Annotated in this window: 16 protein-coding genes; 1 reads left to right on the top strand and 15 read right to left on the bottom strand. The window is 72.6% G+C overall.

Features of this window, described 5'->3' with window-relative positions; all coding sequences use genetic code 11:
* Positions 1-18: 18 nt before the first annotated feature.
* The 15 genes from ABII15_RS31680 to ABII15_RS31750 all read right to left on the bottom strand — a co-directional run bounded on the left by ABII15_RS31680 (position 19) and on the right by ABII15_RS31750 (position 16,367).
* Positions 19-1,146 (bottom strand): nucleotide disphospho-sugar-binding domain-containing protein, encoded by a 1,128-nt coding sequence (locus ABII15_RS31680; protein ID WP_353947262.1) that lies wholly within the window; start codon positions 1,144-1,146, stop codon positions 19-21.
* Between the two features lie 2 nt (positions 1,147-1,148).
* Positions 1,149-1,730, bottom strand: a complete 582-nt coding sequence (gene rfbC / locus ABII15_RS31685) for a dTDP-4-dehydrorhamnose 3,5-epimerase (protein ID WP_353945698.1) — start codon at positions 1,728-1,730, stop codon at positions 1,149-1,151.
* Complete coding sequence (locus ABII15_RS31690; RefSeq protein ID WP_353945699.1) at positions 1,712-2,914, bottom strand: nucleotide disphospho-sugar-binding domain-containing protein; 1,203 nt, start codon at positions 2,912-2,914, stop codon at positions 1,712-1,714. Before ABII15_RS31690 ends, rfbC begins: the two co-directional genes overlap by 19 nt.
* Positions 2,915-2,950: 36 nt before the next feature.
* Entirely contained in the window at positions 2,951-4,243 is a 1,293-nt protein-coding gene (locus tag ABII15_RS31695; RefSeq protein WP_353945700.1) for an activator-dependent family glycosyltransferase, read from the bottom strand.
* Between the two features lie 79 nt (positions 4,244-4,322).
* The gene (locus ABII15_RS31700; protein WP_353945701.1) at positions 4,323-5,534 is read right to left on the bottom strand and encodes an MFS transporter; all 1,212 of its coding nucleotides are present in this window, start codon (positions 5,532-5,534) and stop codon (positions 4,323-4,325) included.
* 20 nt (positions 5,535-5,554) lie between these two features.
* Positions 5,555-7,549: an SDR family oxidoreductase gene (locus ABII15_RS31705; protein ID WP_353945702.1), complete on the bottom strand. Its 1,995-nt coding sequence runs from the start codon at positions 7,547-7,549 to the stop codon at positions 5,555-5,557.
* A gap of 2 nt (positions 7,550-7,551) precedes the next feature.
* Positions 7,552-8,487 carry an aromatase/cyclase gene (locus ABII15_RS31710; RefSeq protein WP_353945703.1) on the bottom strand — a complete coding sequence of 312 codons (936 nt, stop codon included), beginning with the start codon at positions 8,485-8,487 and terminating at the stop codon, positions 7,552-7,554.
* Between the two features lie 42 nt (positions 8,488-8,529).
* Entirely contained in the window at positions 8,530-9,315 is a 786-nt protein-coding gene (gene fabG, locus ABII15_RS31715; RefSeq protein ID WP_353945704.1) for a 3-oxoacyl-ACP reductase FabG, read from the bottom strand.
* 126 nt (positions 9,316-9,441) lie between these two features.
* Positions 9,442-9,711 (bottom strand): acyl carrier protein, encoded by a 270-nt coding sequence (locus ABII15_RS31720; protein WP_353945705.1) that lies wholly within the window; start codon positions 9,709-9,711, stop codon positions 9,442-9,444.
* Between the two features lie 293 nt (positions 9,712-10,004).
* Positions 10,005-11,231, bottom strand: a complete 1,227-nt coding sequence (locus tag ABII15_RS31725) for a ketosynthase chain-length factor (RefSeq protein WP_353945706.1) — start codon at positions 11,229-11,231, stop codon at positions 10,005-10,007.
* Entirely contained in the window at positions 11,228-12,508 is a 1,281-nt protein-coding gene (locus ABII15_RS31730) for a beta-ketoacyl-[acyl-carrier-protein] synthase family protein (protein ID WP_353945707.1), read from the bottom strand. The genes ABII15_RS31725 and ABII15_RS31730 overlap by 4 nt, the downstream gene beginning before the upstream one ends.
* A complete protein-coding gene (locus tag ABII15_RS31735) occupies positions 12,505-12,831 on the bottom strand; it encodes a TcmI family type II polyketide cyclase (protein ID WP_353945708.1) in 327 nt (108 codons plus the stop codon). Before ABII15_RS31735 ends, ABII15_RS31730 begins: the two co-directional genes overlap by 4 nt.
* Before the next feature lie 13 nt (positions 12,832-12,844).
* Positions 12,845-14,332 (bottom strand): FAD-dependent monooxygenase, encoded by a 1,488-nt coding sequence (locus ABII15_RS31740; RefSeq protein WP_353945709.1) that lies wholly within the window; start codon positions 14,330-14,332, stop codon positions 12,845-12,847.
* Between the two features lie 306 nt (positions 14,333-14,638).
* The gene (locus tag ABII15_RS31745) at positions 14,639-15,499 is read right to left on the bottom strand and encodes a hypothetical protein (RefSeq protein ID WP_353945710.1); all 861 of its coding nucleotides are present in this window, start codon (positions 15,497-15,499) and stop codon (positions 14,639-14,641) included.
* Positions 15,500-15,629: 130 nt separating this feature from the next.
* Positions 15,630-16,367 carry a TetR/AcrR family transcriptional regulator gene (locus tag ABII15_RS31750; RefSeq protein WP_353945711.1) on the bottom strand — a complete coding sequence of 246 codons (738 nt, stop codon included), beginning with the start codon at positions 16,365-16,367 and terminating at the stop codon, positions 15,630-15,632.
* 117 nt (positions 16,368-16,484) lie between these two features.
* Here ABII15_RS31750 and ABII15_RS31755 point away from each other — a divergent pair, with 117 nt between their 5' ends.
* A complete protein-coding gene (locus tag ABII15_RS31755) occupies positions 16,485-17,084 on the top strand; it encodes an NAD(P)H-dependent oxidoreductase (RefSeq protein WP_353945712.1) in 600 nt (199 codons plus the stop codon).
* Positions 17,085-17,108 lie beyond the last annotated feature (24 nt).

A 17,108-nucleotide genomic window follows, 5' to 3' on the forward strand; every position in this document is an offset into this window, starting at 1 on the left:
TCCTCTCGGTTCGTGTATTCATGCCGGTACGAGCGTGTCGAGCACGCTCGCGGGCGAGGGCATGGCGGCGATCTCCCGGGAGAGTTCGCGGGCCCGCTCGCCGTAGGTGTCCTTGGACAGAAGTTCCTGACAGGAGTCCGCGATCGCGTCGGCGGTGTCCTCGCCGGGCAGCAGCGTGATCGCGGCCCCGAGACCGGCGACGCGGCGGGCCGGCTTCTCCAGCACGGCGCCGCGCGGTACGAGCAGTTGGGGCACACCGGCGTTCAGTCCGGTCAGGGTGCTGACACCGCCCCCGTGGTGGACGAGCGCATCGCAGGTGGGCGCCACCACGTCGAGCGGCACCCAGCCGGCCCGGACGCCGGGCACGTCCTCGCGCAGCGCGTCGGCGACCGCGTCGGGCGCGGCGACGATCAGCTCGACGTCCCACGCGGCGAAGTCCTTGGCGAGACCGCGCAGGAAGGCGAAGTTCTGGTCGTAGCTCTCCTTGGCGACCCGGCTCCCGGACGTCACCAGGACGCGACGCCGTTCGCCTCGGCCGTACATCCAGGGTTCGAGGCGCCGCTGGGCGTTGGCCGGGACGTACCGCATCGGCCGGGCCGGGGCGGCGCCGGCCGGCCGCAGGCTCGGCGGGCAGATGTCGACGAACACATCGGGGTCGGGCAGCCGCTCCAGGCCGAACCCGGCGAGTTCCGGCCGGAGTTCGGCGTCCGCGCCGGGATGGATGCCGTCGGCCTCGATGGCGTCCCAGGTCTGCCGCACATGCGGTACGCCGAGGTGCAGGGCGAGCAGCGGGGCGACGTAACTCATCGTGCCGCCGACGATCAGCTCGGGCCGCCAGGCGCGGCAGAACTCCAGCATCCGCGGGAGGCTGGACGCGGCCATGCGGGCGAACCAGCGCCCGGTGAAGAGGGCCTGCTCGACCGGGTCGGAGGGGATCTCCTCGGGACGGCCGTCGCGGTCCGTGGTGATGAAGTGCCGGATCGGCAGATCGGTGGTGGCGACGCCGGGCAGCCCCGACGCGGTGATGACCGGGACCATGTCGTCGTTCGCGGCCATGACGACCTGGTGGCCCGCGTTGCGGGCGGCGGTGGCCAGGGGCGCCAGGGCGAAGACCGTCGCCGGGCTGCCCGCCGCCACGAAGAGCATTCTCACGCTGTACCCGCCTTGCTGAATCGGGGCAGGAGACCTGCCCGTACGGCCTCGGCCACGGTCGGCGCCTTCGCGTCCTTGTCCGAGATGAGGGGTGCCTGAGGGCAGTTCCAGGGCAGCGCGAGATCGGGATCGAGCGGGTTGATGTCGATCTGCGTGCCCGGCACGTACGCGGAGGAGACGACGTAGCAGATGCAGGCGTCGTCGCTGAGCGCGAGGAATCCGTGGCCCACGCCCTCGGGGACGTAGAGGGACGTGCCGGAGTCCGCGTCGATCTCGTTGACCCGGTGCTCCCCGAAGGTCGGGGAGCCGATCCGCAGGTCCACCACGATGTCCCGCAGCACACCGCGTACGCAGGTGATGTACTTGGCCTGCCCGGGGGGTATGCGCACACTGTGGATGCCGCGCAGGGTGTGCCGTCTCGACACGGAGTAGTTGATCTGCCGGGGCTGGAAGGCGACTCCGGTCACGCTCTCCAGCACGTCGCCGCGCCAGGACTCGTAGAACGTCCCGCGCTCGTCCGGAATCTGCTCGGGCGTGATCAGGTAGGTGCCGGGGATGGTCATTTCCTCGATGCGCACGACACGCTCGCCTCTTTCGGTTCGGTGGCCGCCCGCGCCCGTCGTACGAGATCGGCGGCCACCTCGGCGGGGGACGGCATCGCGGCCATCTCCGCGCCCAGCCGGCGGGCCGACGCGGCATGGCGCGGGTCGGACAGCAACTCGTCCAGGGCCTGGCCGACGACCCGGGGATCGTCCTGCTGCGCGGGGGTCTCGAAGGACAGCCCGGCGCCGGCCGCGGTGAGCCGGTCGGCCAGCGGGAAGTGGTCCGCCAACTGCGGCAGCACCAACTGCGGGAGCCCGAACGCGGTGGCGGTCATCGCCGTACCGGCCCCGCCGTGGTGGACCATCGCGTCGCAGGTCCTGAGGAACAGATGCAGGGGCAGCGGGTCGACGACCGTCACGTTGCCCGGCAGCGGCCCGACCCCCGCGCGGTACGGCTGCGGCAGTGTGACGAGGAGTTCGGTGTCACGGCGGGCGGCGAGGGCGTGCAGCAGGCCCCGGATGAACGGCTCGCCGTGCAGGGCCGGTGTGTTGCCCAGGGAGACCGCGACCCGCCGCCGCCCGGCCCCCGGGCCGGGGTCCGCCCGCACCCACGCCGGTGTCTGCGCGCCCCCGCTGTAGGGCACGTACCTGATCGGCACACCCGGCTCGCCGCCCGGGATCCGCAGGCCCGGCGGGCACGGGTCGAGCAGCACGGTCGGATCCGGCAGCGCCGCCGCGTCCGGCGCCCCGGCGCCGGCGCGCACGAAGCGGCGGGCGGCGCCGGAGATCGCGTCCACCGTCCACCGGTGATGCGCCACCGGCACGCCCAGCCGGGCGCCGATGAGCAGGGAGCAGTACTCCAGCGGGTCGGCGACGATCAGCTCGGGTCCGTAGGCGTCGGCGAAGGCGCCGTAGCGGTCGAGGTGGGCGGTGGCGTGGGCCCACCACAGCCTGCCGTAGCCGCCGAGCACTTCAGGGGCCGGCCGGGGCCGCGCCTGAAGGGGCCGCTGCCCCGGGGGCAGGTCCCTCAGCAGCATGGCGTCGACGTCGAACGGCTCGCCCACCGCGACGGCGGTGAGCCCGGAGGCCCGGACCGCGCCCAGCACATCGGGCTGGCACAGCACCGTCACCTCGTGGCCGGCCGACCGCAGCGCCCACAGCAGGGGCACCAGGGGCAGGTAGTGGGACGGGACAGGGGTGGAGATCACCAGTACGCGCATCTGACGGACAGTCCTTTCCGGCCGCTGCGGGCGCGGTCAGCGGCGCTCGGCGGTCAGGCGCTCCAGCAGGGGCACGATGTCCTTCGGCGCGGGCGCGGCGAGCATCTCGTCGTACAGGCGGCGGGCGCCGTGGGAGAACGACGGCTCGTGCAGGAGCCGCACGAGCTGCTTGTGCAGGCCCGCGACGTCCAGCGCCTCGGGATCGGCGACCAGACCCGCCCCCATCTCCTCGACGTACCGGGCGGTGACCATCTCGTCCCACATCGGCAGCGGCACGACGAGCTGGGGCACCTGGAAGTTGACGGCGGCGGCGAACGTGCCGCCCCCGCCGTGGTGGATCACCGCCGAACTGGTCGGCAGGACCTGGTTGAGCGGCACGTACTCCACCGCGCGGACGTTGTCGGGCAGGGTGCCGACCGCGGCGAGCTGCTCGCTGTTGAGGGTGGCGACGACCTCGACGTCCAGGGCGGACACCGAGTCGAAGAACTCCCGCACGGGGAAGCCGCTGTACTTGCCGAACAGCTTGCGGCGGCTCACCCCCAGGGTGAGCACCACCCGCGGACGCTCCGGCTGGTGGTGCAGCCAGGCCGGCAGCGGGGCCGCCCCGGTGTAGGGGACCCGCCGTACCGGCACGTGCGTGAGGTCGAGCGGCAGCCGCATCCTGGACTGGGTCAGGTCCACGGTCCACTGGCCGAGCAGCATCTCGTCGTCGAACTCCAACCCGTACTGCTCCAGCATCGGCCCGTACCAGGCCTCCCACGGGTGCTCGGTCGACTCGGCTCCGGGCCGGGCCAGTTCCCGCTTCGTCCGCTCGTGGATCAGGGCGATGTTGTCCGTGCCCCAGACCAGGCGGGCATGCGCGGCGCCGGTGACCCGCGCGGCCACCGGCGCGGGGAACATCAGCGGGTCCCACAGCACCAGATCGGGCTGCCAGGCGCGGGCGAAGTCGACCAGGTTGTCCAGCACGGGCCTGCGGCCACCCGGCTCCTCGGGCTCGGGGTAGTGCATCCGGAACATGCCGGTGAGGATCGCGCGCGCCGTGCGCCAGCCCTGCGACTCCTCCGGCTCGAACGCGTCGAAGGCGAGCGAGGGGCGGTTCGGCTTGCTGTCCCCGGTGTCCTTGCTCAGGGCCTCCGGCAGCTCCTCCGGCGAACCTAGCGGTACGGCCGTGAGCCCGGCCGCGCCTATGTTCGTGATCACCCCCGGGTCCACGACGCCCGCGTGGCTCGCCACGACGACCTCGTGCCCGGCGCTCTGCAACGCCCAGGCCAGCGGCACGACGGGATACAGATGTGCCGTCGCCGGGAAGATGGTGAACAGGACACGCATCGTTGAAACTCCGTTCGGGTTCGAGAGCGCGGTGGCGCGCCGGTGGGGGAGGAACCGGGGTGAGTGCGGACCGGCGCCGTCAGGGCGCGGCGCCGCTCCCGCCGGGGCGGGCCGTGCAGGCGACCAGCGCGCCCGTCGCCGACAGGGCGGTCAGGAACGCCAGAGCGCCCCGGTGACCGCCGCCCAGGGCGACGGCCGTGACCGGTAGCGCGAGCACCGCCCCGAGCTGCACGGCCGTCTGGTAGACGGGCACCGCGGCAGCCCGCCGCTCGGCCGCGATCCCGGCCGTGGCCTGGAGGTTGAGGGCCGCGAAGGACAGCACGAAGCCGGCCTCCACCAGGAGCAGCGCGGGCAGCACTCCGGTGGCGTACGTCGTCGGCGCCCCGGTCAGCAGGGCGGTCCCGCAGCCGAGCGCCGCGGCGCAGCTCCCGGCCCTGATCAGGCGCTCGGTGCCGAAGCGCGCCACCATCCGGCCGGCGAAGGGCAGCGCGAGCGCCAGTGGCACACAGGCCGGGAGGAACGCGAGCGCCGTGCGCCAGGAGCTCCACCCCCACTGATCGGCCAGCCGGTGGGTGAGCACCAACAGCAGGCCCAGGTACGTGCCGTTGAGCGTGGCCGCGCACACGGCCGAGCGCCGGAACGCGGCGTCGCGCAGCAGCCCCGCCAGGGTCGTCCTCAGCGCCGGGGCGGGCGGCGGCGCGGTGTCGCGGGGGATGAGCCGGGCGCCGGCCGCCAGCAGCAGCAGGGCGACCGGGGCGGGGAACACCGGGTTCCAGCGCCAGCTCAGTTCGGTGAGCGCCCCCGAGGACAGCAGGCCCGCGGTGAAGCCGGCCGCCCCGAAGAGGGAGTAGACCGACACCGCCCGGCGCTGTTCGGCTCCCGGCCGGATCGTGGTGCTGATGATCGCAAGCCCGGTGGGCGCGGTCAGTGCCGCGCACATGCCCTTCACCACCCGGGTGACGATCAGCAGGACGCCCTCGTGGGCGAGCCCGCCGACCAGCGAGGCGGCGATGAACACCGGCAACGCGGCCAGGTACACGCGCCGCCTGCCCCACCGGGCGACGAGACGCGGACCGAGCAGCAGCAGTGCCGCGAAACCGGCGGCGAAGCCGCTCATCGCCCACTGGCTGCCGAGCGTCGACAGTCCGAGGTCCCGCCCCATGGCCGGCAGCGCGACCAGCATGACGGAGACTTCCAGGGCGTCGATGAGCATGTTCCCGGCGAGCACGAAGAGCAGGGCCCGCTGTCCGGCGCCGGTGCGGGAGGAGGCGGGTGTGGAGAGCGTCGTCATCGGCTCGGCCGTCCGCCCGCTCAGCCGAGCAGGGTGCCGCCGCTGGCGTCCAGATAGGAGCCGGTGATCCAGCGGGAGTCGTCGCCGGCGAGGAAGGCCACCACGTCGGCGATGTCCCGGGTCTCGCCGACCCGGCCGAAGACCGAGTAGTTCGCCATGGCCGCGACCGCCTCCGGGTCGTCGAAGACCGGGGTGCCGTTGTCGGTGATGCCGGGGCCCACGCTGTTCACGGTGATGCCGCGGGGGCCGAGGTGCTTGGCGAAGTGCAGGGTGAGCTGGTCGATGGCGCCCTTCGTCATCGCGTACGCCACCTCCTGCGGGTTGGCGACCCGGGTCAGTCCGGAGGAGATGTTGATGATCCGGCCGCCGTCGGGGAGGTTGTCCAGCGCGCGCTGCACGAGGAAGTACGGCGCCTTGGCGTTGACGGCGAAGAGGCGGTCGAACGCCTCGGGCGTGAGGTCCTCGGGGGCCACACCGCCCATGACGCCCGCGTTGTTCACGAGGATGTCGAGCGTGACGGAGCCGGTGCGCTCCTTCAGCTCCCGCTCCAGGGCCAGGAACAGTTCGTGGACGTCGCCGGGCACTCCGAGCTCGGCGAGCACCGAGAAGCCCCGGCCGCCCTCCTTCTCGATGGCGGCGACGGTCTCGTCGGCGGCCTCCCGGTTGCTGGAGCAGTGCACCGCGACCAGCGCGCCCTCGCGGGCCAGCCGGATCGCCGTGGCCCGGCCGATGCCGCGGCTGGAACCGGTGACGAGCGCGGTCTTTCCGGTGAGTTTGCCCATGGTGATCCTCCTGTGCGTCGTGTGCTGACGATTCGGTCCGTGCGTGCCGTGAGCGCTGGGCGCGGGCGGGGCGCCGGGCCCCGGGGCGGCCGGGCCGCCGCCGTCGAGCCCGCTGATCATCGCGGCGAGGTGGCGGCGGGCCGCCGGTATCCGGAGCAGTTCCCTGAACACCGTCCGCACACCGTCCACTTCGGGCCCGCCGAACAGCAGATGGGCCTGCGCCTCGATGTTGCCGAGCACGCGGGCGCCCACCGGGTGGCGGACGGCGTGATAGGTGTCGAGCAGTTCCTCACCGGCCCGGCCGGCGAGGTGGGCGGCGAGCTTGCCGCCGAGGTCCGCCGCGTCCTGCAGACCGAGGTTGAGGGCCTGCCCGCCCACCGGCAACTGGACATGCGCGGCGTCCCCGGCGAGGAACACCCGGCCGAGGCGGTACCGGGCGACCTGGCGCCGGGCGTTGTGGAACGCGTCGAGCCAGACGGGCTCGGCGCCGCCGAGGTCCTCGCCGGTGACGTCGGCCCACACCGCGCGGATCTTCTCGAAGGAGGGGGTCCGCGACGCGCCGGGTGCCCGGCCGAAGGCGTGCACCATGACGCGGGTGACGCCGTCCGGCCCGCGGCGGGCGTTGGCCACCCCGCCCGGGTGCCGCTCGAAGCGCCGCTCCCGCAGGTCGACGCCCCTCAGGTCCGCGCGCAGCAGCTCCTTGGTGGGGCCGACGCCGGGGAACGCGAAGCCGGCCAGCCGCCGTACGGTGCTCTCCTCGCCGTCGCAGCCCACGACGTACGCGGCGGTCAGCCGCAGCCGCTCGCCCGTCGGCGTGGTGGCGACGACATGGACCCGGTCCGGCGTCTCGGCCAGTGCGGTCACCGTGTGTCCGCGCCGCAGTTCGGCGCCGAGGCCCGTCGCCCAGTCCGCGAGAACGGCCTCGACGCGGGTCTGCGGCGCCTTCCACTGTCCGGCGTACGGACTGTCGCCGGCTTCGGCCAGATCGAGGGGGATGCCCCCGAAGTGGCCGAAGCCGGCGTCCGGCGGCGGCCCGAGCCGGTCGGTCAGGCCCCGCTCGTGCAGCAGTTCCATGGTGCGGGCGTGCAGGATCGACGCCCGCGACTCGGTGGTGGGCTCGGCCAGCCGCTCCAGCACCGTCACCCGCGCCCCGCCCGTGCGCAGGTCCCCGGCGAGCAGCAGGCCGACCGGTCCGGCGCCCACGACCAGCACGTCCGTGTCCGGCGCGGCCACGGTCAGCGCTTGTTCTCGGCGTACGCCTTGGCGTGGCCAAGGGTGGCGCGGCTGTTGGTGCTCAGTGCGCCGTGGACGTACGCCCGTGCGTCGGCGACGGTGGCGTCCGGGCCCAGCACCGCCGCGATGTTCGCCGTGTTGAGGACCACGGTGTGCTGCGAGGTCGCGGCGACGCCGTCGGCGTTCTCCGTGAAGGTCCAGCAACCGGTGTGCAGGGTCATCAGCGCGGGCAGGGTGACCTGCTTGTACGCGATCCGGTGGTGCGGGAAGACCACCCGGTACGACTTGGTGGTGTGCGTCGAGCCGTCCTTGGCGCGGGTGTCCATCTCCAGGGTCTGCAGCCCCGGAGTGTCCTCCGCGAAGCGGACGGAGGCCACGTGCGGGAGCCGCTCCACCCACAGGCTGGCCTCGTTGATGAAGTCGTATGCGTCCTTGGCCGCGCCGGCGATCCGCACGGTGTCCTCGAAGGAGAACGTGATCTCCTCGGAGGCGTGGGCCAGTTCGACGTTGGTCTTCAGCGCGGCCAGCTCCGAGCGGGAGTTGCTGTCGACGGCCCGGTCGATCCAGCTCAGGCCCTCCGGGTCGTCGTCGACGGCCCGGTAGTCGTGCAGCAGCCGCACCCGCGAGGACGTCCCGGACAGCGGCTCGATGATCCATGTGCCGCCCATGGCGGCGACCGGCGGGGTGGAGACGTCCTGGCGGAACGTGATCCGCAGGTTCTCGGGGTCCAGGGTGCGGCGCGAGGTCCAGTTCTTCGCCTCGCCGTTGGCGGTGGCCCAGATCCGGATGCGCTCCTCGCCCGAGCCGCGCTCGACGTGGTCGACGTGGATGGTGGGCGGGAAGATCCGCGGCCAGTTCTCCACCTCGGCGAGCAGCCGGTAGACGGCGGCGGCCGGGGCCTCGACGGTGATGCTGTGCTCGACCTGACGGGTCGTCATGATGGGGTCTCCTCCGTGGTGGCTCACAAGGTGCCGGGCGGCTCAGAAGTTGCCCAGGCCGCCGCAGACGTTCAGCGCCTGGGAGGTGATGGAGGCGGCGGTGTCGGACGCCAGGTAGCCGACCAGGCCCGCGACCTCCTCGGGCGTCGAGTAGCGGCCGAGCGGGATCTTCGCCTGGAACTTCTGGAGGATGGCGTCCTCGTCGGTGTCGTACGCCGCCGCGTAGCCCTGGCGCACGCGCTGCGCCATCGGCGTCTCGACGTAACCGGGGCAGACCGCGTTGACGGTGATGCCGGTGGGCGCGAGCTCGTTGCCGAGCGCCTTCGTGAAGCCGACGACGCCGTGCTTGGAGGCCGAGTAGGGGGCGCCGAGCACCACGCCCTGCTTGCCCGCGGTGGAGGCGATGTTGATGATGCGGCCGCGGTCCTTGTCGGCCATGCCGCCCGTGGTGAGCACCTCGCGCGTCATCAGGAAGACGCTGTCGAGGTTGGTGGCGATGACGTCGTGCCACAGGTCGTCGGCGATCTCGGCGGTGACCCCGCCGCCGGACCGGCCGGCGTTGTTGACGAGCACGTCGACCGGGCCGAAGCGCTCGACGGCCTGCCGCACGAAGCGTCGTATGTCGTCGACGGAACGGACGTCGCAGGGGGCGCCGTCCACGTCGAGACCCTCGTCGAGGAGTTCCTTGACCGTACGGGTCACGCTGTCCTCGGTGCGGGCGCACAGGAACACCCGGTGTCCCTGCTCGGCCAGCAGCCTGGTCACCGCGAGGCCGATGCCGCTGGTCGCGCCGGTGACGAGGGCGACCTTCGGACTGTGCTGCGTCATGTCTGTCTCCTGCGGAAAAGTGGGGGCGCGAGGTGGCGCGCGGGGAGAAGCGGGAGGAGCGGGCAGCGCGCCGCCGGTCCCCGTCGAAGGCGTCGACGGGGACCGGCGGCGGGGTGCGGGCGGGGCTCAGCCGATCTCGGCGGGCACCAGCAGGGCGTTCACGGTCTCGATCAGCGCGCGCGGGGTCCTGGCGTCGGTCAGCGTGTCGTCGTCGAGGGTGACGCCGAACTCGCGCTCGATGCGGCCACCGGTCTCCAGCATCGCCAGGGACTCGTAGCCGAGCGACTCGAAGTCGGTGTCGATGATGTCCCCGTCGAGGTCGACGCCTTCGTCCGCGCCGGCCCCCTCGCGCAGGATGCGCTTGAGGTCGTCGAGGGTGAACTCGTGAGAAGCCATGGGGGAGTGTCCTTTCGTTGCTGCGATGGAGTCGGTCGAGCCGGTCCCGCGCCACCGGCGGATCCTCGCCGCCGTCGATGCCCCGGGTCCTCGGGCGCTTGCTCCGCCCCGGCACGATCCGAAGGAGTGGTCCTGGGCCGTGTCCGTGAAGTCCCGCCCGCCCCGCGACGCCTGGCCCGCGCGCTCGCCGCACCGGGCGCAAGGCCGAGTACATCCGGTACGAGACCTTGCACCCGGCACGCCGAGCGCACGCACCAGAAACCGCGGAGCCGTCCCGCGGGCGACGACAGGCCCTAGTCGGCCGAGCGGACCACGACCGCGGAGTTGAAGCCGCCGTGGCCGCGGGCGAGCACCAGCGCGGAGCGCACCGGGGCGGTCCGCTCTTGGCCGACGACCAGGTCGAGGCCGTGCTCGGGGTCGGGGGTGACGCCGACGGACGGCGGGATCACCCCGTCGCGCATGGCGAGGAACGCGGCGGCCAGGTCGAGCGGAGCCGCCCCCGAGTACAGCCGCCCGGTCATCGTCTTGGGCGCCGTGACCGGCACCGCGCCGGGTCCGAACACGTCGTTGATCGCCGCGGCCTCGATCCGGTCCAGCTCGGGGACGGCGGCCGCGTCGGCGAACACCACGTCGATCTCGTCCGGCGCGGCCCCGGCGTCGGCCAGCGCCAGGTCGATCGCCTTGCGCAGACCCGCGGGACGCCCGCTGCCCGGCCGGGGGTCGAGCGTGGAGCCGTACCCGGCGATCTCACCGTAGATGTGTCGCGCGCCCCGGGCCCGGGCCTGCTCCAGCTCCTCCAGGACGAGCAGGGCGCCGCCCTCGCCGGACACGTGGCCGTGCGCCCCGGCGTCGAAGGGCAGATAGGCCCGCTCCGGGTCGGTGCTGGTGCTCAGCCGCCCGCTCGCCATCTGGGCGACCCAGCCCCAGGGGCAGATCGAGGCGTCCACGGCACCCGACATCACGAGGCGGGTGCCCCGGCGGATCTGGCGCCGCGCCTGAGCGACCGCGTCGAGGCCGCCGGCCTGGTCGCTGACGACCACACCGCTCGGTCCCCGCATGCCGTTGCGGATGGAGATCTGGCCGCTGTTGACGGCGTAGAACCAGGCGAACGACTGGTACGCGCTGACGTACCGGCTCCCCTGACTCCACAGGGCCTGCAACTCCCGCTGGCCGAACTCGAAGCCGCCCGAGGAGCTGGCCGTGATCACGCCCATCTCGAACTCGGGCAGCTCCTCGGGGCGCACCGAGGCGTCCTCGAACGCCCAGTCCGCGGCCACGAGAGCGAGCTGCGTCATCCGGTCGGTCTGCGGCAGAAGCCGGCCCGGCAGATGCTCCTTGGCATCGAACTCCCCGATCTCCCCCGCCAGTTGGGCGGGGTACCGGTCGGGGACGAAGCGGGAGACGCGGCCGATGCCGCTCGTTCCCTTGCGGGTCGCCGTCCAGTACGCCTCCGCGCCCAGGCCGTTGGGGGCGACCACGCCCAGTCCGGTGACGGCGACCCGTACGCGGGACCCGCTCACGCCGGCCTCCGTTCGGGACGGGCGAGCACCATGGCGCTCTGGAAACCGCCGAAGCCGCTGCCCACGGAGAGCACGGCGTCGGTGCGCCAGTCCCGCGCGGTGACCGGTACGTAGTCGAGGTCGCACTCGGGGTCGGGGGTGTGCAGGTTGGCGGTGGGCGGTACCACGTTGTTCTCCATCGCCAGGACGCTCGCCGCGATCTCGATCGAGCCGATCGCGCCCAGGGAGTGCCCCACCATCGACTTGATGGAGCTGACCGGCACGGCGTACGCGTGCGCGCCGAGGCCGCGCTTGAACGCGGCGGTCTCGTGCCGGTCGTTCTGCTTGGTGCCCGAACCGTGCGCGTTGACGTAGTCGACGGCCTCCGGAGCGAGCCGCGCTTCGTCCAGGGCGACCCGTATCGCCTCGGCCATCTCCCGTCCGTCAGGGCGCAGGCCCGTCATGTGGAAGGCGTTGCTGCGCGTGGCGTACCCGGCTATCTCCGCGTACACATGGGCGCCGCGCCGCCGGGCGCTGGCCAGCTCCTCCAGGACGAAGACCGCCGAACCCTCGCCGAGCACGAACCCGTTGCGCGTCCCGTCGAACGGGCGGGAGGCGTGCTCCGGGTCGTCGTTGCGCGAGGTGGTGGCCTTGATCGCGTCGAAGCAGGCCACGGTGATGGGCGAGATCGGGGCGTCCGCCGCGCCGGCCACCATGACGTCGGCCGACCCCTCACGGATCAGTTCGGCGGCGTAGCCCACGGCGTCGAGGCCCGAGGTGCAGCCGGTGGAGACCACCGTGCTGGGTCCCTCGGCGCCCACCGCCCAGGCCACCTCCGCCGCGAAGGAACTGGGCACCATGTAGTCGTAGAGGTGCGGGACCGCGTACGTGTGGTCGACCAGTTCGAGCCGTCCGCTGTCGCTGACGGTCCGGTACTCCTCGTCGAGCCCCATCGTCGCGCCGACCGCGCTGCCGATGGTCACGCCGGTCCGGTGCGGGTCCAGGGCGGCGAACTCGAGTCCGCTGTCCGCCACCGCCTCGCGCGCGGTGACCACGGCGAACTGCGCCGCCCGGTCCATCCGCCGGATCTCCTGGGCGCCGAGGCCCATCAGTTCGGCGTCGAAGTCGACCTCGGCGGCGATCTGCGAGCGGAACGGCGCGGGGTCGAAGAAGCTGATGCGGCGGGTCGCGGTGCGCCCGTCGGCCAGCAGGCTCCAGAAGTCCTTGGCGCCGACGCCGCCCGGCGCGGTGACGCCGACACCGGTGATCACGACCCGCCTGCCCTCCGGGCCGCTCACCGGGCGGTCCAGTGGTAGAAGCGCTGCGCCATGGCGTCGGCGGGGGAGCGCCAGGTGGCGGGGTCGTAGGCGGTGATGAACGGCTTGAGGTCGTCGCTGATGCCGACGAACCGCGGGTCCGTCCTGGCCGCCTCTATCCGCTCGCCGCCGTCCTCGGAGTCGAAGTCCTGGAGGTGGAAGTAGAGGCCGCGGTAGGCGAAGAGCTGCCGGCGCCGCGTGCCCATCAGGTGCGGCATGTCCGTGCCGTCGAACTCGCCGAAGAGGCGAGCGACGTCGGCGGCCGAATGCGATTCCATCCGGGCCACGATCAGTGTGCTGTGCATACGTCTCTCCTTGTCAGGCCTGCTGGATCTTGGACGGACCGAACCAGCGCTCCAGTGCCATGGGCAGATCGTGGTGGCTGCCCGGCGCGGCCCAGGCCACGTGACCGTCCGGGCGGACCAGCACCGCCGACGTGCCCGAGAGCGGGCTGTCGGCCAGGACGCCGTGGGGCTCCGCGGTGACGATGTCCACGCGGTCCGACCATCCGGCCGCGCGCTCGCGCAGGACGGCGTTGTCCTCCAGGTCGAGCAGCACGCCCCGCCCCGCGCGCAGCAGTTCGGTGCTGTTGGTCTTGCGCCGGTCGCCGACCAGCTCCAGCTGCGGCATCCGCAGCCCCAGCAGGGGATGGCGGCCGGGACCGACGTCGTAGCGGATCTCCAGGCCGCTCACCATGCCGGCGAGATGGCGGCTGACCTCCTCGTACCGGATCAGCTCCGCCAGTACGTCGCGCAGCGGCTGGACCTCGTCGCCGCTGAGGAAGAGCAGGCCCTGCGCCCTGGTGTTCATCATCAGCCGCTCGCCCACCGCGTGCCGTTCGCCGTGGTAGGTGTCGAGCAGCGTCTCGGGCGCGGTGCCGCGGACCACGGCGGCCAGCTTCCAGCCGAGGTTCAGGGCGTCCTGGATGCCGGTGTTCATGCCCTGGCCGCCCGCCGGAAGGTGGATGTGCGCGGCGTCCCCGGCCAGCAGCACCCGGCCGCGCCGGTACTCGGTGGCGAGCCGGGTCGCGTCGCCGAACGCGCTGACCCACTCGTGCTCGGCGTGCGAGATGTCGGTGCCGGTGATCCGCTGCCAGGCCGCGGCCACCTCCGCGTACGCGGGCGGCTCGGTGCGCCGGCGCGCGGGCGCACCGCGTTCGCAGACGATGATGCGCGTGACCCCGCGGTCGCCGAGCGGGCCGCTCATGACCATGCCGCCCGAGTACGTCTCGCCGATCAGCCGCGGTTTCAGGTCGACGCCCTTGATGTCCGCCAGGAACATCTCCATGGTCGCCGCGGTGCCGGGGAAGTCGAAGCCGGCGGCCTTGCGCACGGTGCTGCGGCCGCCGTCGCACCCCACGAGGTACGAGGCCGTCAGCCGCGCCTCCTCGCCGTCGGGGCCGCGCACCTCGGCCTCGACGTGGTCGCCGTGATCGCGCAGGGTGATCAGCTCGTGGCCGCGCCGCAGGTCCACGCCCAGCTCGCGGGCCCAGCCCTCGAGCATCGTCTCGGTGTCCGACTGCGGCACGGTCTTGGCCGCCTGGTGGATGCTGTCGAGGACGCCGAAGTCCACCGGCAGCCCGCCGAAGTGGCCGGCGTTGCCGGTGCCCATGTCGCCGAAGCGGTGCAGCAGCCCGCGCTGGTCGAAGACCTCCATCGTCCGGGTCGTGAAGCCCAGGCCGCGGGACTCGCCGGTGCGCTCCCGGAGCCGGTCCAGCACGATGACGTCGACTCCCGCGAGCCGTAGCTCCCCGGCGAGCATGAGTCCGGTGGGACCCGCGCCGGCGACGATGACGGAAGCGTCCATGGATGTGTCCTCCGGGGCGTCAAAAGGGTCGGAATGACGAAGCGGCACACCGGAATGGGACATCGGTGCGCCGCTTGATGCTTTTCCGCGATGACGTGCGTGCCGGGTGAAGCGGCACAGTTCTGCGGAAGCTAATGAGAAGCTTCTTCGGAATCCCGGCGGATGTCAATACCCGTATTCCAGTACAAGGACATGCTTGAGTCAGAAACTTGTTAAATCGAATTTTCGTGAGCGACGAAAAAACGGCTCCACCAGGGCGGGTTCACCCTGGTGGAGCCGTTGTCGCGAAGGCCGACGCCGTGTCGGTCAGGCGCGGGTCGCGGACGACGCGTGGACGTCCTGCTCGTGGTAGTAGGTCCGGCCGTTGACGGCGCGGCGGCGCCACCGGTCCTCGCTGGCGCGCCGGTAGACGCTGCCCGGCGCGACGCCCCACAGCGCGGCGATGTCCCGGGCGCTCATCCAGCGCACCGCCGGCTCCGTGTGCTCCGGGCCGGGCCGGCCCTCGCGCCGCATCCACTCCTGCCCGGACCAGCGGTGCGCGGGCTCCGAGTCGCAGCAGACCTCCACCGCGGGCCCGGTGCCGCCGGGCCGGACGGCCGCCGTGAGCGTGCCGGCGCAGCCCGGCACGACACAGTCGCCGACCGGGATCCGGCGCCGCGGAGCGGGGTCGATGACCCGGCGGGCCCGGCGCACACACCGCGCCACCTCGACGGACAGCTCGCCGGCGGCCCGGTGCGCGTGCAGCCAGGCGGAGTGCGTCAGCAGGAAGTCGGCGATCTGGGCCGGGGTGTCCCGCGGGGCGCCGAGGCGCCTCTCCTCGGCCACCAGCGCGGCCCACGACCGCAGGGTCCCGGTGATCTCCGAACGGGCTTCGGCGGCGGCCGTGTTGAAGGGCAGTCCCGGCACGGAGGCGCCGCCGGACGTCCGGTCGCGCGGGCGGTCGGCGCCGGTCAGCAACTGCCCGCACTCCTCGTGCAGGCGCGGCAGCCGCCGCAGGTCGTGGGTGAGCCGGAGCCGGCAGTTCGGGCAGAGCCGGCTTCCGGCGACGGCCAGCTCCGGGGTGCGTCCCGCGGCGACGCTGCGCAGGCAGGCGGCGCCCTCGCACTCCGTCGGTCCGATGGTCGTCGTACGGTCGGTATCCGTGTTGTCCTTGAATCCGTGCGTCATTTCCCCCACCGCTTCTCAGTGCGGCGAATCTATTTCCTGGATTCAACGACGGACAAGGGAAGGCCCGCTACATGTAATTTCTCTGTAGCGGGCCTTCGATTATCTGAACCGGCCTGTCCTGGTGATGTCCTCAGATCGCCAGGCGCGCCGCGATGCCGTCGAGGACGGCGTCCAGGCCGGCCTCGAACTGCCACTGCGGGTCGTCCTTGCGCTGGGCCTCGGTGATGTAGCGCGCGTACATCGGGTACCGGCCGGTGGTCATGAGCCAGGCCATCTGCGAGGCCAGCCCGGCGCGGGCCTCCTCGCGGTTGGACCAGCCGCGCACGCGCAGCATCTGCGTCAGTCCGATCTCCGAGTCCACCGCGCCGTGCACATAGGAGATGAGGGTGTTGTAGACCGCCATGGTGTCGTCGGCGTCGAGGCCGAGGCCGTCGAGCGCGGCCAGTCCGGCCTCGGTCACGGCCAACTGGTTCGGGGTCGGCGCGCACCAGGTCGCCCGCGTCACCCACGAGTGCCGCAGCAGGACCTCCCTTATGCGCAGGGCGACCGACCGCAGGCTCGTGCGCCAGTCATCCTTGCTGTCGGGCAGCTCCAGCTCCGCGTAGACGAAGTCCACCATCAGCTCGAGGAGTTCGTCCTTGCCGGTGACGTAGCGGTACGCGGCCATGGGGGCGACGCCGAGCTCGGTGGCGAGGCGGCGCATGGTGACCGCGTCGAGTCCCTCCGCGTCCGCGATGGCGACGGCGGTCTTCGCGATCCGCAGGGGGGCCAGGACGGTGCGAGGGGTGGGCGCCGGTCGTTCGAGACGCTCCCACACGGAGACGCGGTCCTTGCCCTCGCTCGCTGCTTGTCTCTCCCGGGCGGTCATCGCTTCGGTTCCTTCCGACGGACAGTGCTGCGTACATTGTATCAGGAGTAGACAACGTACACGACGGTGTGTACGTTGTACGAGAAAGATACGGCGTACACAACCGAGGAGCCCCCCATGGCCGACGCGACTGACGACACCCTCCGCATCGCGGTGCTCATCGGCAGTACCCGGGACGGGCGGTTCGGCCCGGTCGTCGCGGACTGGATCGCCGGACACATCGCCGAGCGCGAGGACATGGAGGCCGACCTGATCGACCTGGTCGACACGCCCCTGCCCACCGTCCTCCCGGCGTTCGGCCGGCCGCCCAGCGACGAGGTCGTGTCCCTGCTCGGCGCGGTCACCCCGCGGCTGGCCGGTGCCGACGCCTTCGTGATCGTCACCCCCGAGTACAACCACAGCTTCCCCGCGTCCCTGAAGAACGCCATCGACTGGCACAACGAGCAGTGGCACGCCAAGCCGGTCGGCTTCGTCTCCTACGGCGGGATCGCCGGCGGCCTGCGCGCCGTCGAACAGCTCCGTGTCGTCCTCGCGGAGCTGCACGCGGTCACGATCCGCAACACCGTCAGCTTCCACAACTACGGCGAGGTCTTCGGCGCCGACGGCAAGCCGAGCGACCCCGCGAGCGACGTCGCGGCCAAGGCCATGCTCGACCAGCTCACCTGGTGGGGGCAGGCCCTTCGCACGGCACGGCAGGCCCGCCCGTACGCCGTCTGACATCCCTCCACTCGTGCCCTGGGG

The organism is Streptomyces sp. HUAS MG91, assembly GCF_040529335.1.
Classification (GTDB): domain Bacteria; phylum Actinomycetota; class Actinomycetes; order Streptomycetales; family Streptomycetaceae; genus Streptomyces; species Streptomyces tabacisoli.

What these genes read in the sequence shown, in the direction of transcription:
- ABII15_RS31680 (WP_353947262.1), bottom strand. Translation starts at nt 1,146, where the DNA reads ATGCTCTTCGTGGCGGCGGGCAGCCCGGCGACGGTCTTCGCCCTGGCG.
- ABII15_RS31710 (WP_353945703.1), bottom strand. Translation starts at nt 8,487, where the DNA reads ATGACGACCCGTCAGGTCGAGCACAGCATCACCGTCGAGGCCCCGGCC.
- ABII15_RS31740 (WP_353945709.1), bottom strand. Translation starts at nt 14,332, where the DNA reads ATGGACGCTTCCGTCATCGTCGCCGGCGCGGGTCCCACCGGACTCATG.
- fabG (WP_353945704.1), bottom strand. Translation starts at nt 9,315, where the DNA reads ATGACGCAGCACAGTCCGAAGGTCGCCCTCGTCACCGGCGCGACCAGC.
- ABII15_RS31735 (WP_353945708.1), bottom strand. Translation starts at nt 12,831, where the DNA reads ATGCACAGCACACTGATCGTGGCCCGGATGGAATCGCATTCGGCCGCC.
- ABII15_RS31695 (WP_353945700.1), bottom strand. Translation starts at nt 4,243, where the DNA reads ATGCGTGTCCTGTTCACCATCTTCCCGGCGACGGCACATCTGTATCCC.
- ABII15_RS31700 (WP_353945701.1), bottom strand. Translation starts at nt 5,534, where the DNA reads ATGACGACGCTCTCCACACCCGCCTCCTCCCGCACCGGCGCCGGACAG.
- ABII15_RS31690 (WP_353945699.1), bottom strand. Translation starts at nt 2,914, where the DNA reads ATGCGCGTACTGGTGATCTCCACCCCTGTCCCGTCCCACTACCTGCCC.
- ABII15_RS31755 (WP_353945712.1), top strand. Translation starts at nt 16,485, where the DNA reads ATGGCCGACGCGACTGACGACACCCTCCGCATCGCGGTGCTCATCGGC.
- ABII15_RS31750 (WP_353945711.1), bottom strand. Translation starts at nt 16,367, where the DNA reads ATGACCGCCCGGGAGAGACAAGCAGCGAGCGAGGGCAAGGACCGCGTC.
- ABII15_RS31745 (WP_353945710.1), bottom strand. Translation starts at nt 15,499, where the DNA reads ATGACGCACGGATTCAAGGACAACACGGATACCGACCGTACGACGACC.
- ABII15_RS31720 (WP_353945705.1), bottom strand. Translation starts at nt 9,711, where the DNA reads ATGGCTTCTCACGAGTTCACCCTCGACGACCTCAAGCGCATCCTGCGC.